The following is a 19,355-nucleotide window of genomic DNA, read 5'->3' on the forward strand; positions in this document are numbered from 1 at the left end:
ATATGCCTAATACTGTGGCGTGAGCAGTCCGGAACTGGAGTAGAACTCTTAGTAAAAAGCACTATTTCATCCTTGTTGCTGAAGCATGGGGAATAATTGTTCGCAAAGTAAAACACCGTTATTCATTGCTTCTACCCGTGCCTCGCTTTCTGTATTACGAAATTGTGCCAACACATGTGCCAGCCGATAAAAACCCACCGCGGAGAGGTCATTCGCCAGCAACTCTGCCTGACCAATAGCACTCTGTTCCTGATAGCGCCAGCCGTTATGGAGCAGTTGAATAAGTAACGCCTGGCAGCGCATCAGCAACTGATGAGCGGTAGACGGCACAGGCAAGACGCTGGCAGAAGGTAGCGGTGCCACAGGCGCAGTTTCTGCGTCCAGCGCCCAGGCGCGAGTTTTTGTCATCATCACCCGTGGTTCCAGTGTCAATTGCCCCTCTACAAAGCTGACAAAGCCAGAAACCAGACTCACGGGGTCGTCTGTTTGTTGCAAAAGCGCCGCCATGCGTTCAACGGCAAAAGGAGAACAGGCAGATGCCGGAAGGGATAACGTCAGCACATTATCTTCCCCTTCGCCGCTAATGACCTGCGCATCCAGTGTCTGGCGGCTGCTATCCCAACCAAGCGAAATACACTCCGCTACCGGCAGAATAAATAAGTTATCGACCTGGTTGAGTGGTCGTATGCAGGCGGGGGGACGCTGGCGTAAATATTCCCGCAAAGCCACAATGCCCGGCTGGCGCAACGGCGCGCTCAACATTTGCCAGGCGTCTGGCGACAGTGGAACAACACTACTCAAGCGGTTGCGGGTAGCTAACAGCAGCTCGCCATCGGCACTGCGTTTTGCTGCTTGTGAAACAATTTGCCCACCAGCCAGTGCGCCAGCCTGAAAGCTAAAAAGCCGACGCGTCGCTGCCGGTGAGTTTTCCTGTTCGCTTCTCGGCCAACTACGTGAAAGATGCAAAATACTGCCGGTGTCGGGATCGGTAAACCAGATGCGTAAACCATACTGCTCAATATCCTGCCAGCAACGCATACCTAAAGACACCAGCCGCAGATGATCAAGCTTTGCTTCTCCGGCAATGCCAGCACCAACGACCGTGCGCCACGGCACAGGAGGAACTTCACCAACACTGTCGCGCCGCGCCATCTCTTGTGCGCAATTTAATCGACTGTTTAATGCCGCAAGCTGACGTAAGCATTCTCCGGCATGATAGTGACTGGCGCGGGCGTGGAAGGCATCAACGCTTGCCCGTAGCTGTCGTAGTGATTCACTTACCCAGCGCCAGTTGCAGCGTTCCGCCGCTTGCTGCGCGCGGCTGAAAGCAGCCTCGTAATGAATAAGCGGCTGGCTGATGCCGCCAAGCCATAACGCCTGGCTTAATTGCTGAACATATTGACGACACGCGTCGCCCTCATCGTTGGCAAACGGATCGTCAGATGATGTGACGTGTTCGCTGCGCATCTGCCAGATTAAATGAGTAAATTCCGCTTGCTGCGCTTTGGCCTGGACAAAGGCCTGTACTGCCAGTACGACATGTTCGCAAAGTGTTCCTTCAATACAATCACAGCGTGCGAAGCGAATGCTGCTGCGGGAATAAAAACGTACATCGCTCATCGGTAAGCGGGCAGAGGGAATTTCGCCCGGCGTACAGAACAACTCAATGGTGATGCCTTTAGCGACCAGCGCCTGTGCGCGTTTACGGGTGGCATCGGGCAGGGTAGCCAGTTCTTCCAGCCAGATTGCCGGATCCCACTCTTCTTCCTTTTCCGTAGGCTGGGCGTTGGCACAAAGTCGTTGATAACTTAACACCAGCATCACGCGATGACGGCACATGCCGCTGGCCCCGCAGCTGCACTGAGCCTCTTTCAGTGCCTGACCGTTCGCCAGCTGGGTGCGGACACCGTCACTGAAGGTGGCGATTAAAGCGCCGTTCTCATGGCTGATTTCCGGGACGTTGCCATTTTCCAGTTCTTTAAGGCTGCGCTTAACAAAACCGGCATTGCTTAACGCCGTCAAAGCTTGTGGTGTCAGTTCTAATAATTCCGGACGTAGTGAATTCATGACTGAAGATTCTCCGCAAGCCAGGTCGCCAGTTCGCCCGGTGTCATGGCAGCTATTTGTGCGCCGACATTAACCAGCGCCTGGGCCATATCGCGGTCATAGCAAGGTGTTGCGGTGCTATCGAGCGCCGCCAGTCCCAGCACTTTGACGCCGCTCTGGACACACTTTTTCACCTGATGCGTCAGCAATGATGATGAACCCCCTTCATAGAAATCGCTCACGAGGATAATGACGCTTTTCGCTGGTTGTTCAATAAGTTGCCGACCATACTCCACGGCACTGGCGATATTGGTCCCGCCGCCCAGTTGTACTTTCATTAATAACTCTACCGGATCAGCAACGTCTGCGGTGAGATCAACGACGCTGGTGTCAAACGCCACCAGATGGGTACGAATGCCGGGTAACTGCCATAAACAGGCCGCCATCACCGCTGAGTGGATCACCGAGTCAACCATCGATCCGCTTTGATCAACCAGTAAGACCAGTTGCCATTGTTCACTGTGGCGTTTAATACGGCTGTTAAAGCGGGGGGATTCGATATACAACTTGCTGTGTTGCGGATGCCAGTGTTGCAGGTTGGCACGCAGCGTACTTTTGAAATCGAAATTACGCGCCAGTGGAATAAATGAGCGACGGCGGCGATCGCGGACACCAGAAAAAGCCTGACGAACTTCCTTTGTCAGTCGAGCCATAATTTCTTCAACAACCTGGCGTACTATCCGGCGGGCGGCAGCCAGTACTTCGGGATTCATCAGATGTTTGGTGTGCAAAACGGCGCGTAGCAGGCTTTCAGAAGGCTGCATACGTTCCAGCACGTCGAGATTCGTCACCACATCTTCAATGCCGTAGCGCAGTACGGCATCGCTTTCCAGCCGCTCAATCACCTGTTGCGGAAACAGCGTGTGAATACTGTTGATCCACTCAGGAGTGGTGAGATTTGAGCCACCTAATCCACCAGAGCGTTCACCACGCTGGAGCCGTTCAGGATCGCGCCCATACAGCCACTCCAGCGCGTGGTCTATCTGCCGGGCGTTGTCATCCAGCCCACAAAGGGTCGTTTCTGCCGCTTCGCCAAGAATTAATCGCCAGCGTTGTAGCTCACGGGTGATCAGAAGATCGTTCAGTTCAGACATGGAAAACTCCCCAGTGTTGCAGCGATGCCAGTGCCTGCTGTTCGAGTTGTTGATGATGTGCAATGGCTTGCGGTGGACAATGCAACGGCATTTGCAGCGCTGAAACGGGAAGCTGTGCGAGCTGGTAATGCTCAAGCACCTGATGCGCCAGCGTCCCGCGTTCTCGTGGTGGTAGCCAGGCCATCGCCGCGCGTAAATCGGGCAGGGCGTTAATAAAATCGTCGTCACTCAGTTGATTTAAATGACTACTGAAACCGGCGATAAATGCCGGCTGACAGGCCAGTTGATGGCGGGCCAGCGCCAGCAAACCGTGCAGCGCCTCGCCGGATTGTGCCGGGGATAATTGCGCCAGCATTGCCAGCGCCGCTTCGGCACTGGCGTTGGGATGTTCCAGACGCATCAGCGCGCCAAGAGCCGCGCCGCGATCCAGCGCCGGGGCATGAATCGCCTGACTGCGGCGCTCCAGTAAGGCTACCGCCGCAGAAAGCGAAACGCCGGGTAAATTAACGCCGCTATGTAGATCGCGCAGGATATGGCAAAGCGCCTGCCAGCTATGCAGGTGAGCGTGAAACTCCTTTTCATCCGGTCTGCCGTTGGATTCACACAGCCACAGCGTGCGATCGATAGCCGCGCATAACGTCGTCTGCAATATTTGCGCGCCTTGCATACCGCTGATTTCATCTAACCGCCATAAGGCAAATAGCACTTCCAGCGCCTGGCCCATTTCGGCAAATTGATTTTCCTGGGCGATTAATAATGTAAGTTGCTCCAGTAATTGTTGACTGAAGGACGCCAGACCCGCTAACGCCGCCTGGCTAAGACATGTGGTGATACTGCCGATTCCACCCGCGTCCAGCATATCGGCTTCTAATTTATTGCGTGCGGCTTCCTGGAGTGTGGCACCAAAGCAGGCGGCCTCAATTAATGCCGCATGTTGGCTAAGCGGGCGGGTTAATTTCCAGCGTTCTTCACCGTTGCCTGCAAGTGTCAGTGTACTTCCCTGCTGGCGCACAACCCCTGGGATCTCCAGTATTACCAGCCGATGTAACACCTGACTTTGCGTCAGTCCTTCGGGGGTAAAGCGATTTAAGGTAAGCTCCGCCGGAAAAGAGATTCCTGTACGTTCCAGTTCGCAGGTGACATCTTTTGGCAGAGGCGGCTGTGGCGTAGAGGGGGCAAGTTTACCGAATCCGTCACCCGCTAATGTGTCTATCAACGTTAGCAGAATCGGATCGGTATCGGGATGAATAACGCCGCGATAGCTCCACGGCAACGGCGCATTCAGGGCTTCTTTAATCAGCGAGCCTGCTATGGCATCCAGCCAGTCAGTGCGTAACGGTAGTGTATGACCGCGCAACTGTGCCAGTGCCATCGCATGTAGATGAGCGGCAGCCATATCCGCTGTTGAAGCAGGCAAGTGGTGCTGGCGCAAACGGGTAAGAACCGTTTTCAGCAGTTGTTCACCTGCCTGCTGCAAGCCCCACCGCCAGCACCAGTTTTGCCAGACCGGGGCAGGCATTCCTGAAAGGTATCCTGCCAGCACATCAAGGCGCTTTTCACTGTATGGCGTGAGATAGCAACCTGTAACGGCATCATCCAGTGAGAGCAATTCTGGCGTGTTAATTTCTTGCGGGCATTCGCGCCACATTTTTGCCAGTGCCGGAGCGTGCCAGCCTCCGCAGACGACTAATACGTCGCCATTATTTTGCTGCATCGCCCATGCAATCCAGCGGGCCATAAAGGCTTCGCGCTGACGATTGAGTGCATCGCCGGAGGCGTCGCCCCGCAGTTGTGCAAAATAGTGCGCCAGTGCAGAGGGTAATATAGTTTGCTGGCTTTCATCTTCGAACAAGTGATCCCACAGGGTGTCGCTGTTATCCATGCGGGTGGCACGCAGCAGCAAGGCCTGGCTTTCCTCTTGCGTATCAGGCGAATCGTCCTCTTCTTCACTTTGTGCCCAGCAAGGCAAATCGATGAAGTAAGTTTGTGCCTGAATACGACGTGCGGCTTGTAGCGCCTGCCACTCCGGCGAAAATTCAGCAAATGGCGTCCAGGCACCACGCCCGGGGGCCGCACCGTCCTGATACTGGCAATAACTGTAAATAGCTACCGGAAGCTGGTGGGCTAACAACAGTTCGTCTACCCGGTCATTAAAATCAGCCGGGCCTTCAATCAACACGTATCGTGGCCGCTGGCTTTCGATTAACGATTTCACCAGCCGGGCGCAGGCCGGACTATGATGCCGGATGCCGACAATTAACGGCTCACTCATGCATATTTCCTCACGGCAGGCGGTGGCGAGCTTGATAATAAGCCTGCCAGTGAGCTTCTTTATGTGTAGCGACACGTTGTTCGAAGTAACGGCGCAGACGTGCGCGATCTTCTTCGTTATCTTTGACGATGGTTCCGGCAATACAGTCCACCAGGTCGGCTGGCTCCCCCGCGCGATTCGCTAAAAACCAGGCGCGGACGCCCACAGCGTGGGCCACGTTCACGGCTTCAGCGGTGGACATAATCGCTGTCAGTGTATCCATTGACGTTTTCTTTTCGCCGTTGGCACGCAGATCGCGGAAGGTGCGTACCAGTAACTCAAGTACCGCGTCAGGCACTTTATGCGGAATACCGCTATGGGCCAACAAACGCGCAGAAGTACTGGCGACCAGTTCCAGCTCCTGGGCGAAATCCATAATCGGAAAGACAGTTTCAAAATCGAAGCGACGCTTTAGCGCAGCACTCATTTCATTGACGCCGCGATCGCGGGTATTGGCAGTGGCAATAATATTAAAGCCTTCTCGCGCATAGAGTTGACTGGCTTCACCAGTGAGTTCCGGCACCGTCATCACCCTGTCAGAAAGCATACCTAACAGACAGTCTTGCACTTCCAGCGGTGTACGCGTTATCTCTTCAAAACGGACGATTTTGCCGTCGCGCATTCCCTGGTAAAGCGGGGCAGGGACCAGCGCTTCCGTTGACGGACCATGGTTGATAAGCAGAGCGTAGTTCCAGCCGTACTTGATTTGATCTTCAGTGGTAGATGCGCCGCCCTGGATGGTTAACCCGGCATCGCCGCTAATAGCGGTTGCCAGTAATTCAGACAGGAGAGATTTTGCGGTGCCAGGTTCCCCCACCAACATCAAACCGCGCCCGGTAGCGAGAGTGACTAACATGCGTTCGACAGCGGAGGGACTGATCACGACTTTACGGCTAATATTTTGCGCTTCGTCGCCAAGGATAAAAGCACGGGCCGCAGGCAAACTTAACTGCCAACCGGGCGGGCAAGGTGCGTTATCATTTTGTTTTAATTTTGCCAGTTCATCGGCGTATAACACAGCAGCAGGTGGACGCTGCAGATGATTATTCTGCGGTGACATATATTCATCCCTGAAATGTATTAATGAAATAAACGATATTTTACGCGCAATAAATGTTTGCCGCATTAGTTGTTTGAGCGAAAAATATCTGGAAAGCAGATCACAGTACATAAAAAAACCTGCTGGTGAGGCAGGTTCTTTTATTTACTATTTTCAGGCCCAACACCGCAGCCTGTGCAACATCGTGTTCCAACGAACGAATCATAACCATCGGTGGACCCCGTTGCAATTAAGATAATGAGATTTATAATCCAGACGGTTGGGACGTTGCGCCGGATCGGACCAATTTTAAGTCCTGGCTACCGGACGGGTGGTGCTGCAGGTGGTGCCCTGATCCGGAGTGCAACATCGTGGTCCAACATACGTAAACCAGTATCGACAGGCAGTGTAAGGGTAAGGTGCTGGTGTTGCGCTCCTTAATAAGGAGAGCGAATGGACACGCTGACACAAAAGTTAACCGTGCTCATTGCTGTACTGGAGCTATTAGTGGCTCTGTTACGGTTGATTGATTTGTTGAAGTAACGGGCAAATTGAAACGCATCTAAGGGGGAAAACCGCTTCCCCCTTTAATAAAATGATTACTGTTTTTATTAATTCATCATATAACTCATTTTTATTTATAAATTCATCGATTTTATATTCAACGTACCGTTTAACCGGGATGTGAATATTTATGGTGGGCTATTGGCAAAAAATATCTGGAAAGTAGATCGCAGAAAATAAAAAAACCTGCTGGTGAGGCAGGTTCTTTTATTTACTACTTTGATGTTAAGTTACTGATAGTGCAACATGGCATCTCAACGAACGAATTATAACCACCTCTGGACAGTGTTGCAATTAAGATAATGAGATTTATAATCCTGACTGTTGGGAAGTTGCGCCGGATCGAACCCATTTCAAGTCCTGGCTACCGGACGGGTGGTGCCGCAGGTAGTGCTCTGATCCGGAGTGCAACATGGCGACTCAACATACGTAAACCAGTATCGACAGGCAGCGTAAGGGTAAGGTGCTGGTGTTGCGCTCCTTAATAAGGAGAGCGGATGGACACGCTGACACAAAAGTTAACCGTGCTCATTGCCGTACTGGAGTTATTAGTGGCTCTGTTACGGTTGATTGATTTGTTGAAGTAACGGGCAAATTGAAACGCATCTAAGGGGGAATACCGTTTCCCCCTTTAATAAAGCTATTTTTCTATTTCTTGGTTGAATATATTCTGTAGTTCGCGATTAAAAATTGCTATTACCGTTTCAGGTGATTCACCTCGTAATTTCCGCTCATCAATAAACTCATCTCTTATATAAATCAACGCATCATTTATTAGCGGGTCGGCATCATTAAATGTTGGATGTAGCTGGAACCGTTCCAGTCGGTAGACGGAACCTGTAAATAATTCAGAGCATTTATGGATCTCAAGTCTGAAGGAAAACGGATCTTCAGGTACAGGGACCTCATAATTGTAAATAGCGACCAGCTCTTTTTGCACGCTCATCGCTTTTCCCGATGGTAAGTCGTGTTGATAACGGGCAGTCGCATCACTGCCCGTTGTGTTTTAATGGAAAATGACGTCGGGTGCGCTTAACGCCTCACTCAAATCAAACACATCAAGTTCGGCAAAAGTGACAGATTTATTGTCACGGTATACATGAAGAGAACGGAAGCTCATTAGCGCTTTGCTATCAACATTGTAGTGGTTAAAACCGGGTGAAAACTTAAGGACCAGCCGGTACGCACCCAGGTCATAGACAAATGCGTCCTCATAGCCTGACTCCCAGCCTTTGTATCGCATTCCCATCAGTTGCCCAACGGTAGCGGATTTACCTTCCCAGCGATTCAAACTATTACTGGCTGACTCGTCAGGTGTGAGCAGCACCGTACGCCGTGCCAACTGGCGAAAAGGCGGCATAATTTCGTAATCGTCAAAAAGCTGTGCAAATTCACTGCGCATTTCTGCTGCCATTTCTAACGGGTGGGCAATGCCAATCAGAGCATCGGCAGGCAAGTCAATTGGCTCATCTTGCGCATTGCAGAACTCCCCCTCAGCGGCCACACGAAAGGCGTTGAGTAAACGACGCGGTTCATTTGCCGGATAAACACCCCATATCAATCGCTGAGTAACCAGGCGGGTAAAGGGATGATTAACAAACAGAGAATGAAAATCTGCCAGCGACCAGCGTCGGGTGGTGCGCAGGGCAGTTTCAAGACGCGGGAGCAGGTTTTTGCTCACCTGAGTGGCATCTTTTTTTAGCCCTTTTAGTCGGGCCAGTGCCTCGGGTGCTTTCAGTTGATCGTCATCGGCGCGCAACCGGGGAACGCTTTTCTGGCGAACGTTTTGCTGATCAAAGATAACCGGGTTAAGGTTTTCATCGAAGCGAACGGTAAATTGCCGTGGACCAAAATCAAAAATCAACGCCTGCGGATCATCAAGACCCAGTGTTGGGACTAATCTGTCCGCTAACTGTTCCTGGCTTAGCCCGCGATTTTCTGCGACCACCTGAAGAAATTCCGCCGCGTTATCACGTAAGGGGCGGGATTTCGCCCGTTGCGATATATGATGCAGCTGTATCAGTGCCATATCATTATTCATCTGAGTAAGGATGTTCAGGCCGCTGACGGCACGGGCAGATTTGCCTTCCTGTGGCCAGGCAAGGATCTGTGTCGTCAGATCCCGTGCCGTGCTTTCGTCGCCAAAGAGACTTAACGCCAGAAATGCCCAGTTGTCTTTTGCGGGAGCACCAGCTTGTTGCCACGCGGTGAAAAGATCCCAGGCAAAGGCTGCCAGCGTTTGCGGCTGGCAAAACGTTTTCAGCTGTTCCAGTCCGCTATAAAAACGTCCGCCCTGGGTAAAGCGCAGCATTTCGCCGATAATTTCCAGAGCGTCATCAGTAACTGGTTGATTATTCGTGATAAGGCGCGGCCTGGACCACATTGCCGGCTGCCAGAAATCAGGGGCTTTTGGAATGCGTGTCGGGTAAATCTCTATTGGACTCTGTTTAAGTAATTGCTCCAGGGCAGGCCATACATCTGTACGCTGCCAGCGGTTTGCCACGGTTTGCAGTAACTCGCCATGTCCCTGTTCGTAAAGTAAACGCAGGGCAAGTAATGCAGCTTCGCTATTATCGCTGGATTTGGTGAAGACAAGAGGGATAAGTGCAGTAGCCGTATGTTCCGGCCACTGTAAAATCCACTGGCGGGCCAGATCACGCTGCGCCGCGAAACGTCGCCAGACGCGGGCAACGGGCAGGGCCAGTTCGGTTGCGCCGAAATGAATTAGCAGCGGAAATATCTCTTTTGGATGTCGGGCAAAGGCGGTGTTTAATCCAGGCAAAGCATCAGTGCCCAGCACACTTAACAGATATTCCACCCCGGTGTAATGAAAATCAGCCGCAACAATTTGTTGCCAGCACGATACCGCCATTTCGCGCGGCATTTGCGCGATAAGGTACAGATTCCATATCCCCCAACGCTTTTCATTACCATAGTAAAATCCGTGCTGAAAAGTTCGCCACCCTTCCATCAACGCAATGCTATCTTGTACCAATAATGCTTTGGTGGCTTCTTCCCGGTACTGTTTAGATTTGGCCTGATGCGCGTAATAAGTACGCAATAGTCCTATTGATGTGTATTCTTGCAGTTGCTGAGCATCAAAGGCATCCAACTGTCCATTAAGAAGACGCTTATTAAATTCCAGGCTATGAACGTCAAAGCCTAATTCCCGCAAGAATGTATCCGCTCCTCTCTTAGCAAGACGTTCGTCAAAAGACATGGCGCTAAAATGGTCAATTGCAGTTTGCTGTTCCGGCGTCCAGTGTTCCTGGGACGACCTGCACGCTTGCGTTGCAAGTGTAAGTTCAGGCAGCGAAAAGTGAGGTATGGAAGTCTTTTTCCTGCCACGCCACGGTGGTGAAACGAGGATTTCAGGCAGACTGCTGTTATCGGTGCAATCTATAACCGGTTTTGACGATGCCGATAAATAACTCTTCACCACTGCCCGGGCTTGAGTACTTAACCACGGCATCACCTCTTCTGCCAGTTGTGGCTGCGATGCCATCAGCGTTTGTAACAGCGTACGCCAGTATTCATCACGTGCTTTTTGCTGTGCAGGCAGCTTTTTGTCTTCGATGATTGGATAACCAGGGCGTGCAGGCGGTTCTTTTAACGCCAGAAGCTCTGCCAGTGCGGCAAGCGTCGCATGGGGGAAATTTTTACTGTATTTAGCTACACGTTGCAGGCTGGGTTTGTTTTTATCAGCAACTAACAGCAGGGTGCGGATGACCTGCGGATGGTTAATTTGTACCAGCAGACTGCCGCAATCTTCTTTATGGGCATACATTGCCAGGCGTGGAACGGCTGCCAGTCCTTGTTCGCGCAAAAGGGCGGCGCAGGCCGCGTAGCCGAAGTGGTTTTCATGCGACATGTAGCTGGCTTCCCGATCGCTAAATATATCCTGGCTCCAGTAGCGTTCGAGTTTTTTCACCGCTCTGGGGTCATTAGCAACAACTTTTAACCACTCCTTAGAATGAAAATGAGTCCGCGGGCATTCAAGGCCTACCAACTCATTGGCGATTTCTGGTTTTTCCGGGAGGATCAGCGCAATAAAAGGGCGGCGAACTTTGGTTATTCCTGGCAGTGCGGCAATGAGTTTGTCGGCGCAACGCTGCCAGCTGCTTTCCTCTGCCAGAGAGAGATGCTTACGCAGTCGGAGATCGAATTCGTTATAGGTTTCTGATCGATAACCATAGCCATAATCCTCGTTCTGATACTGCAATGTCACTAGCAGAGGATCACTCTCATAACACCGTGCAATAAACTGGCGTGCAATCACCACCTCAGTCGCATATTCCAGTCCCTCTTGTTGGACGATTTCGTCGAGCAACTGTTGGCTATCATTTTGCGCGATACAGGCTAGCGCCGCCATTGTCCGGGCCGGAACTGAGGGTTTGTGTTCTCCGATCAAGTTGATGGCCTGCGTAATGGCCGACTGCCACTCCAGTGAAAAATTTTCATAACGCCAGACAATGTTTTTTTTCTTCTCAGCTTTTTGTAGCAATTCATCACCCAGTGTCTGGATGAGGCTTTCAGTGATAACAGGCACCGGTTCGCCCGGCCAACTGCGATGGCTGAGCTTTTATATTTCAGTTCCACTTGGGCGTTATCCGCCAGCCACGGTAATTCCTTGTCCATGCTCTTTCCTTATTCAAACAGGGCTTCAATATCGTTAATGAGTTCGCTGGCGGTGATGGCATCGAGTACGGAGAACTGCGCTTCCTGTGTTGAATTACTCCCCCAGCCATAGCTTTCCGCTTTGCCTTCCCATAGCCACAGCTTGCTTAAGAGTTGCTCGGCACTGAGTTCGGCTGGCGACATGCCGACCGCAAAACCTTCATCGATTTCCATGATTAACGACCAGCGGCCCAGAGGTTTGATCATCCAGCCGATCCAGCCACCGTCCTGCGGTTCACCACGCATCCAGCCTTTATTCGCCAGCCCCATTACCCGACCGCTCGGGCATTTTCTGCCTGCCCAGCGGATCAATTCGCTGGCATTGCGCTCGGTTTCTGTCAGGGCGTAACTGTTACGGTCGAGCTGGCGGAACGGCGGTAACAGTTCGTAGTCGGCAAAAAGCTGACCAAAGGCAGCGGCATCCGTGGGTGATATTTCCAGAACGTGAGGAATGCCAACAGAGATATCGCCTTCTGGCAGGGTGAAAAGATCATCGTCAGCGGTGCTGTAGCTGTTATCTTCCGCCACCCGAAAGCAAGCCAGTAGCTTGTTTTCGGCGCTATAAACGCCCCAAATCAGACGGCGGGTTAAGTGGCGAACCAGCGGGTGTTCAACCAGGAAGAGCTGAAAGTTTTCCGGCGACCAGCGGCGGCGCAGGCACATGGCGGATTCAAGCCTTGTCACCTGCTGGGCGGCGACGGTACGCGTATCTTTTTTCAGGAGTTTGTAGCGGTTTACCGCCTCATCAGCCCGCGATTCATCATCGCTTTTGTTTGGTTTGGGCAGGTCTTTCAGGCGGCTGCCGGAAGCATCGCGCACAAACGGTTTTAAGGTTTCATCAAAGCTGACGGTGAACTGACGTGGGCCAAAATCCAGCAGCAGCGAACCGTTATCATCCAGTCCCAGATCCGGGGCCAGGCGATCTTCAAGCTCCGCTACCGTGAGTTCGCGGCTTTCGGCAATGTCGGCAATTTTCTCTTTCGCCCGCTCCTGTAAGGCTTTGAATTTCAGTTTCTGGGCGATGCCGTTAAGCTGCATCAGGGCGATATCGCTGCTGATAGCGGCGAGGATATCAAGCCCGACGGTGGCGCGTTTATGCTGGGATTCGCCAGGCCAGGCGCGAATCAAAGGCGTCAGTTTGCGGGCGGTGTCATCGTTGCCGAGAACACCTAACGCAGTGAATGCCCAGCTTTCTTTAGACGGTGCGCCAGCGGTCTGCCAGGCGGTAAACAGATCCCAGGCAAATTCAGCCAGTGAGTCGGCGGTACAGGCGGCTTTCACCTGCAATAATCCCGGATACAGTGCCTCTTCCTGAGGGAAGCGGAGCATTTCACCGAGGCGTAGGAGGGCGCTATCTGGCAGTGATTGGGCATTTGCTTTTAATACCGGGCGGGTCCAGAGCGATGGCTGATAAAAGGCCGGAAGAGTGGGGATTTTTGTCGGGTGATTATCTAAGGCATCGAGCGCAAGCAGAGCGTTCACCGCATCGGTTACTTCCGGCTGGTTATAACGCCGGGCGATTTCTTGCAGTAATGGCTGATGACCGTTTTCGGTAAGCATACGCAAGGCAGCGCGGGCGTTATCCTGGGCTTCACCGGCTTTGCCGAGCGCCGCGGGCAGCAGGCCGGTAATGGCGTGTTCCGGGTATTTCAGCAGCCAGCTACGGGCGTCTTGTCGTAGGGTTTTGAGTTTGTTGAAGGCGCGGGCGATCAGTGGCGCTAATTCGATAGCCGCAAAATATTGTGCTACAGGCAGAGCTTCTTGTGGATAGCGTGAAAAGGAGTGAATAAAACCCTGTAACCCAGCGAGTTGCAGGTGCGTCATGACAAACTCGACACCGACGTGTGGCTCTTTACTGAGGACATTCCACGCCTGCGCTGTTTTTTCGATAGGCAGGGCGGCTAACATGTAAAGTTGCCATTCCCGTTGATAGGAGTGCCAGAAGGTTTTAAATTCGCTGATTAGCGCAGAATAATCTCCCCTCTGCCAGAGTTCTACAACAGCATCAGACGCTTTCATATACTGGCCATTATTCCAGCGATTGAAACCCAGACGTGTCAGGTAGTTCTGAATATCCTCTTTTTGGCCGATGTCTATTTGATGTGCGTGCCAGCGATGCCTTGCATGAATCTCTTTTTCTGCCGTCTCGGTCAATGTGCAGCATGACTCCAGCGGTAATGGCGTTAAATCCAATACCGGCATTACAGATTTTTTCTTTTTCGAAAGCCAGGGCGGTGAGACTAATATGGCTGGCAGCATATCGGCGCTGGCATGGTTTGAGGGCTGTTTCAGTTGTTGCTGGCATGATTTCAGTACGGCAACTGCGGGTGTCGAGAGCCAGGGAATGACCTGTTCTGCTAGTATCGGTTGCGAGATAAGCATCGTCATTAGCATCATGCGCCAGCGCTTTTCATCTTTTTGTGCCAGAAGTTCTGCTAATGCCGCCAGCGCTGCGTGTGGGAAGCGAACGAAAGCCTTTGTCATGCGATCGTGGCAACGCTTTCCTTGCTCGCTTGCATGGATAAGTAGTGTAAGTGCCTGCGGGTGGTTGATATGCATCAACACTTCACCACATGTGTCACCAGTAGCGTAATGGGCAAAACGGGCCAGCGCAGTGACTCCTTGCTCCTGGAGTGCTGTCGCACACCAGATGTTACCGCCATAGTAATCATCAAATACCTGCCCAGGCTGTCCTGGATAGTATTTTTCCAGGTCTGCTAATACCTGAGCATCGGTGACCGTCAGTTTTAGCCATTCCAGCGCATATAACCCTTTTTGCCCGCAAAAATGTCTGGCAATCTCATGAGCTACTTCTGGTTTTTCCGGCAACAATAGTGCAACCAGCGGCTGGTGCCAGGCGGGCATGTTTCCGAGAGCGGCAATCAGTTTGTCGGCGCAGCGCTGCCATACATCGTCATTTGCAAGTGAGAAATGCTTACGCAGGCGCATTTCAACCGAGGCAAAGCGCAACAGATAGCCAGGCTGCCTGTCATCCGGGGTGAACGTAATAAGATGGGCATCATAATCCCAGTCGAAGCGGATGAATTGCAGTGCAATGACAACCTCAGTGGCATATTCCAGACCACCTTCCTGGACAATTTGATCCATTAACTCTTCGTGATCGTTACGATTGAAGCCTTGTTCCAGCGCAACCAGTACCGCCAGAACCATCGGTGGTAGCGTGGTGCTAATCGGCGAGTCGATAAGGCCCACTGCTTGTGTTATCGCCTGCTGCCAGTCCAGTGAACAGGTGCTGTAATCGAAGGTGATCACCTTTTTAAAACGTCGGTGAGTATTCGCGGCGACGGAGCGTAGCAGAGTTAATTCATTCTCCTGTGGCACAGGATCGCCAGGCCAGCGTCGATGACTTAGTGTGGTTGGCGCAACCTCTGTCGGTAAAATGATTTGGGCGTCGTCTGCCAGCCAGGGGAGGTTGTCTCCAACAAATACTGGTTTGTCTTGTGGCAAAGGGGCTATTTCGGGGCATTCGATAACCTGGACGGGGACAGATGTCGGTGTTATCACGGATACTTCTTCTACGTAGCCCTTTTTTGTTTTCTCCGCAATCAACTTCAGTTCCGCTTTTTCCGCCGCCGCAGCATCAGCAAAGCTTTTTACCTGACTTTGCCCGTTGGTGCTGACTTTACCCCAGCTAATATGCAGCTCGTTTCCCTGCTGCTCCACCGCCCAGAATTTATGTGATTTTTCGTCCTGATAAATATAGGTTTTCATTGCTAAATCCTTTTAATCAAACAGTGATTCAATATCGTTAATCAGCTCGCTAGCGGTGATGTTGTCGAGCACGGAGAAAGTGGGGGAGGATTGTTTACCGTAGCGATCATAAGAGGCAGTGATTTTTACGCTTTCGACAGGCAGCAGGTCGCTATACCCCGTTTCGCCATAAATTAATGAAAAATGTTCTGTTTCAAGTTCGAGAGCGCCATAAGGGGTAGATTTGCGCATCGCATAGACGCTGCCGCTTTCTTCCAGACGTTGCCAGCCTCTGCGTTCCAGCCCGACAATGCGACCAGCCTGGCAGAGCCGTCCGTCCCAGCGTGACAATTCATGGACATTACGTTCGTTATCAGCAAGGTGGTAACTACCACGTTCGAGCTGTTGGAAAGGGGGAAGCAGTTCGTAATCAACGTAAATTTGCCTGAATGCAGCGGCGGATTCAGGGGGGATTTCCAGCACATGCGGTATACCGATGTTTCCTGCTGGCAGCGTGAATAACTCATCCTGCGCATCGCTGTAAGTGCTGTCTTCTGCGACCCGGAAGCAGGCAATCAGCGTGTTTTCCTCAGTATATACCCCCCATAACAGCCGTCGGGTTAAGTGACGTACCAGCGGATGCTCCACCAGGAACAGGCGGAACTGTTCTGCCGTCCAGCGTCTGCGCTGGCACATAGCCTGCTCCAGACGATCAACCTGCTGGCTGGCAATGGCGCGCACATCTTTCTTCAATTGTTTAAAGAGGTTAACGGCGTCAGTTGCCAGTGTTTTATCATCGCTCTGGTTTTGTTTGGGTAAATCTTTCAGGACCTTTCCGTTTGCATCGCGCACTACAGGTTTTAAGGTTTCGTCAAAACCAACGGTGAATTGGCGTGGGCCGAAATCAAGTGTCAGCGAGCCACTGCTATCAAGCCCTAAATCTGGAGCCAGGCGGTCTTCCAGTTCAGCCATAGTCAGCCCACGGTTTTCAGCAACTATGTTGATTTTCTCGCGGGCATGTTCCTGTAATGCAACGAATTTAATCTTTTTCGCAATGCCATTAAGTAGCATTAGCGCAACATCGCTGCCAATATCAGCTAATACATCCAGCCCGGACACCGCCCGTTTATGCTGGGATTCCCCAGGCCAGGCGCGGATAAGCGGGGTTAACTTACGCGCGGTGTCGTCATTGCCTAAAATCCCCAGCGAAGTAAATGCCCAGTTTTCTTTTGCGGGTGCGCCAGCTTCTGTCCATGCGGTATACAGATCCCAGCCAAAGTCAGCCAGTGATTCGCGGGTGAAGGTCTCTTTGATGGTCGCCAGCCCAGCGTAGGCGGTAATGTCGCGTGGAAAGCTCAACATTGTGCCCAGGTGGCGCATAGCGTCATCTGGCAGAGGCAGGTTGTTACTTTTAAGCCGTGGTCTGCGCCATAAGGTGAACTGATAAAAGCCGGGCGGTGGGGCGATTTTAGCGGGATATTCTTCCAGCGGATCGCTATCGAACAATGTTGCCAGCGCAGCTAAAACATCAGGTTGGTTGTATCTCCGGGCGATTTCTTCAATCGTTTCTCGCTGGTTTAATTTCACTAGCAGGCGGAGTGCCTGGCGGGCATATTCCCGATTTTGGCACGGTTTGCCCAGCGCCAAAGGCAGTAGCCCGGCGGTGGCATGGCGCGGGTTATTTGCCAGCCAATTAACGGCATCCTTGTAAGCCATTTTTTTCTGTAACCGCTGCGCCATTGGTAAGGCTAGTTCACTGGCCCCAATAAAGAGGGTGAATATCCACAGTCGTTGATGATCTCGTTGCAAGCAGGTCATAAACGCAGGAATGGCTGTACTACCAAAAACCGCCAGAATCTCTTTCTCACCTGAATATCGCTCCTCAATGATTATTTGGTTGAGAAATGAAATCGCCTGTTGTCCCGGTAAGTAACAAAGCGCAGATAGATTCCAGCTTTTGTTGGCATTGTTGTGATATTTCGCAAACTCAGCTTTTAGTGCTGGAAAATCAAAGCGCAACAACGCATCAACAGCGCTTTGCGGTATATATTTTTTTTCATGTAAGTCATCTTCGCAATGCAGCCATTCATTAAAACCTAATTGCCAAAGGATTTGTTGTTCTGGTGTAAAAGGAATGAAAGATGTCTCCCAGCTTTCTTTTTCAATTAGTGGCAGGTCGGTAAATAAGGTTTGCTGTGATGACTGAAATTGCGCGATTTCACTGAATCTGGATATGTCAGTATGACTGATTAACTCTGTAATTCCTGGCGTGATGTCAGTGACGGCAGGGATGGGAAGCACCGGTAAATCAAATACGGGTATTACATTCGTTTTCTTATTTATTACCCACGGTGGAGCGACAAACAGCTCCGGCAACATATCCGCAGTGGCGTATTCACATTCTTCAGCGACTAACTGAGTACGACATTCAGATAAAATTCCTGCCGCTTTAGCATTAACCCTGGGAATGACGTCAGTGACTAACTCTGGCGTGGCGGTAATCAGTTTGACAAGCGCTTTACGCCACTCTTTGTCTTCATGTATTGCCAGCAAAGTAGCATAAGCGGCAAGAGCCGCAGCGGGATGTTTTTGACAGGCTTTGCTTAAGTATTCCAGGTGCTTTTTCTTGCCAATCACACCGAGGATCAGAATTTGAATCGCATCCGGGTGATTCGTTTTCCATAGCCATTTGACAAGATCTTCAGTCTCGCTGATACGCTCGAAAAGATAAGTGGGATTGTCAGAATGCTCTTCCGTAAACTCAAGAAGTATCCGGCTTACACCGCGCACCCCATTATTTGCCAGCAACATTGCCAGATAAGCGCGAAAATCATGATACAACGGTGGGAAGTCGTATTTTTCTGCTGTAGTCAGAGCGGCGTCATCGGTTACCACCAGTCTTAACCAGGTCATCGCCGGAACGTTTTGATCTGCATAACGTAGCGCCATAGCATTGGCAATATCCGGGCGTTCAGGGAGCAGTAACGCCGCAAAAGGTTGTCGTGCTGGGGATAGCGAGGGAATAGCAGCGAGTACTTTATCTACACAGCGTTGCCACTCATCTTCTGAAGCGAGTGAAAGATGATGACATAGACGTTGATGCCAACTAGGTAGCGATTCTGCTTCGTGATTAGGTGGAATGATGGTGGTTACTGCGCCTTTTACTGGTTTATATTTGAGTTGAAGAGCGAGAAGGGCGATTTCAACGGCACTTTCCAGACCACAGCGAATGACTAAGTCATCGACCAGTTCATCTTGAGAGTAAGAGTTCCAAAAGCCCCAGAGCAATGCTGCATCAGATTGCGCACTCCCTGTCGGTTGATTACCCTTAACTCGAATTTGTAACTCAGCAAAAGCCTGCTGCCAGTTTTCTGGATAAGAGCGGTAATTGTTGTCGGGATCATATGCCCTGGTGTTATTCGCGATGCGCTTCCATATTTGGCCATCTTTGTACAGATAATTGATCTCTCTGGGGCGAGAGCGATGAGGAAAAGCAAATCGATTAATATCGTCAGTGACCGGAATGACTGCATCATCAGCCAGCCATGGGCGTTTGTTTTTACTCTCAAGGGAGGTTTCAACTTCAGGAGTGGCTTTGGTGATGGGGGGGATATGCACGTTTGCTGAAGCATTTTCCACATAGCCTTTTTTCGTTTTCTCTTCGATCAGCTTAAGCTCCGCTTTTGCCGCCGCCGCAGCATCTGCAAAGCTTTTTACCTGACTTTGCCCGTTAGTGCCGACTTTACCCCAGTTAATATGCAGCTCGTTTCCCTGTTGCTCCACCGCCCAGAATTTATGTGATTTTTCGTCCTGAAAGATAAAGTGTCTCATTCTGCATCCCTGTAATTTTATC

7 protein-coding genes and 1 pseudogene are annotated in these 19,355 nt (G+C 51.3%); all 8 read right to left on the reverse strand.

The genetic code is table 11. The features are described from left to right. Positions 1-66: 66 nt before the first annotated feature. The 8 genes and pseudogenes from ACJHYR_RS14265 to ACJHYR_RS14300 all read right to left on the reverse strand — a co-directional run bounded on the left by ACJHYR_RS14265 (position 67) and on the right by ACJHYR_RS14300 (position 19,333). Positions 67-2,067, reverse strand: a complete 2,001-nt coding sequence (locus ACJHYR_RS14265) for an SWIM zinc finger family protein (RefSeq protein WP_014639242.1) — start codon at positions 2,065-2,067, stop codon at positions 67-69. Then, complete coding sequence (locus ACJHYR_RS14270) at positions 2,064-3,200, reverse strand: vWA domain-containing protein (protein ID WP_001615307.1); 1,137 nt, start codon at positions 3,198-3,200, stop codon at positions 2,064-2,066. The genes ACJHYR_RS14265 and ACJHYR_RS14270 overlap by 4 nt, the downstream gene beginning before the upstream one ends. After that, positions 3,193-5,472 carry a DUF5682 family protein gene (locus tag ACJHYR_RS14275; protein ID WP_001294443.1) on the reverse strand — a complete coding sequence of 760 codons (2,280 nt, stop codon included), beginning with the start codon at positions 5,470-5,472 and terminating at the stop codon, positions 3,193-3,195. Before ACJHYR_RS14275 ends, ACJHYR_RS14270 begins: the two co-directional genes overlap by 8 nt. Positions 5,473-5,482: 10 nt before the next feature. Further along, complete coding sequence (locus ACJHYR_RS14280) at positions 5,483-6,571, reverse strand: ATP-binding protein (protein WP_072837467.1); 1,089 nt, start codon at positions 6,569-6,571, stop codon at positions 5,483-5,485. 1,183 nt (positions 6,572-7,754) lie between these two features. Then, on the reverse strand, positions 7,755-8,060 hold the full coding sequence (locus ACJHYR_RS14285; protein WP_000116029.1) for a hypothetical protein: 306 nt from the start codon (positions 8,058-8,060) through the stop codon (positions 7,755-7,757). Between the two features lie 60 nt (positions 8,061-8,120). After that, positions 8,121-11,752, reverse strand: a pseudogene (locus ACJHYR_RS14290) (DUF4132 domain-containing protein). A 9-nt stretch (positions 11,753-11,761) separates the two neighbouring features. Continuing rightward, the gene (locus tag ACJHYR_RS14295) at positions 11,762-15,523 is read right to left on the reverse strand and encodes a DUF4132 domain-containing protein (RefSeq protein ID WP_001587200.1); all 3,762 of its coding nucleotides are present in this window, start codon (positions 15,521-15,523) and stop codon (positions 11,762-11,764) included. A 12-nt stretch (positions 15,524-15,535) separates the two neighbouring features. After that, positions 15,536-19,333 carry a DUF4132 domain-containing protein gene (locus ACJHYR_RS14300; protein ID WP_072837466.1) on the reverse strand — a complete coding sequence of 1,266 codons (3,798 nt, stop codon included), beginning with the start codon at positions 19,331-19,333 and terminating at the stop codon, positions 15,536-15,538. Between the last annotated feature and the right edge of the window lie 22 nt (positions 19,334-19,355).

Source organism: Escherichia sp. WS1450 (genome assembly GCF_046487395.1).
In the GTDB taxonomy this organism is placed as follows: domain Bacteria; phylum Pseudomonadota; class Gammaproteobacteria; order Enterobacterales; family Enterobacteriaceae; genus Escherichia; species Escherichia coli.

Excerpts from the sequence above, each read along its gene's own strand:
- ACJHYR_RS14265 (WP_014639242.1), bottom strand. The coding sequence starts at position 2,067 with ATGAATTCACTACGTCCGGAATTATTAGAACTGACACCACAAGCTTTG.
- ACJHYR_RS14270 (WP_001615307.1), bottom strand. The coding sequence starts at position 3,200 with ATGTCTGAACTGAACGATCTTCTGATCACCCGTGAGCTACAACGCTGG.
- ACJHYR_RS14275 (WP_001294443.1), bottom strand. The coding sequence starts at position 5,472 with ATGAGTGAGCCGTTAATTGTCGGCATCCGGCATCATAGTCCGGCCTGC.
- ACJHYR_RS14280 (WP_072837467.1), bottom strand. The coding sequence starts at position 6,571 with ATGTCACCGCAGAATAATCATCTGCAGCGTCCACCTGCTGCTGTGTTA.
- ACJHYR_RS14285 (WP_000116029.1), bottom strand. The coding sequence starts at position 8,060 with ATGAGCGTGCAAAAAGAGCTGGTCGCTATTTACAATTATGAGGTCCCT.
- ACJHYR_RS14295 (WP_001587200.1), bottom strand. The coding sequence starts at position 15,523 with ATGAAAACCTATATTTATCAGGACGAAAAATCACATAAATTCTGGGCG.
- ACJHYR_RS14300 (WP_072837466.1), bottom strand. The coding sequence starts at position 19,333 with ATGAGACACTTTATCTTTCAGGACGAAAAATCACATAAATTCTGGGCG.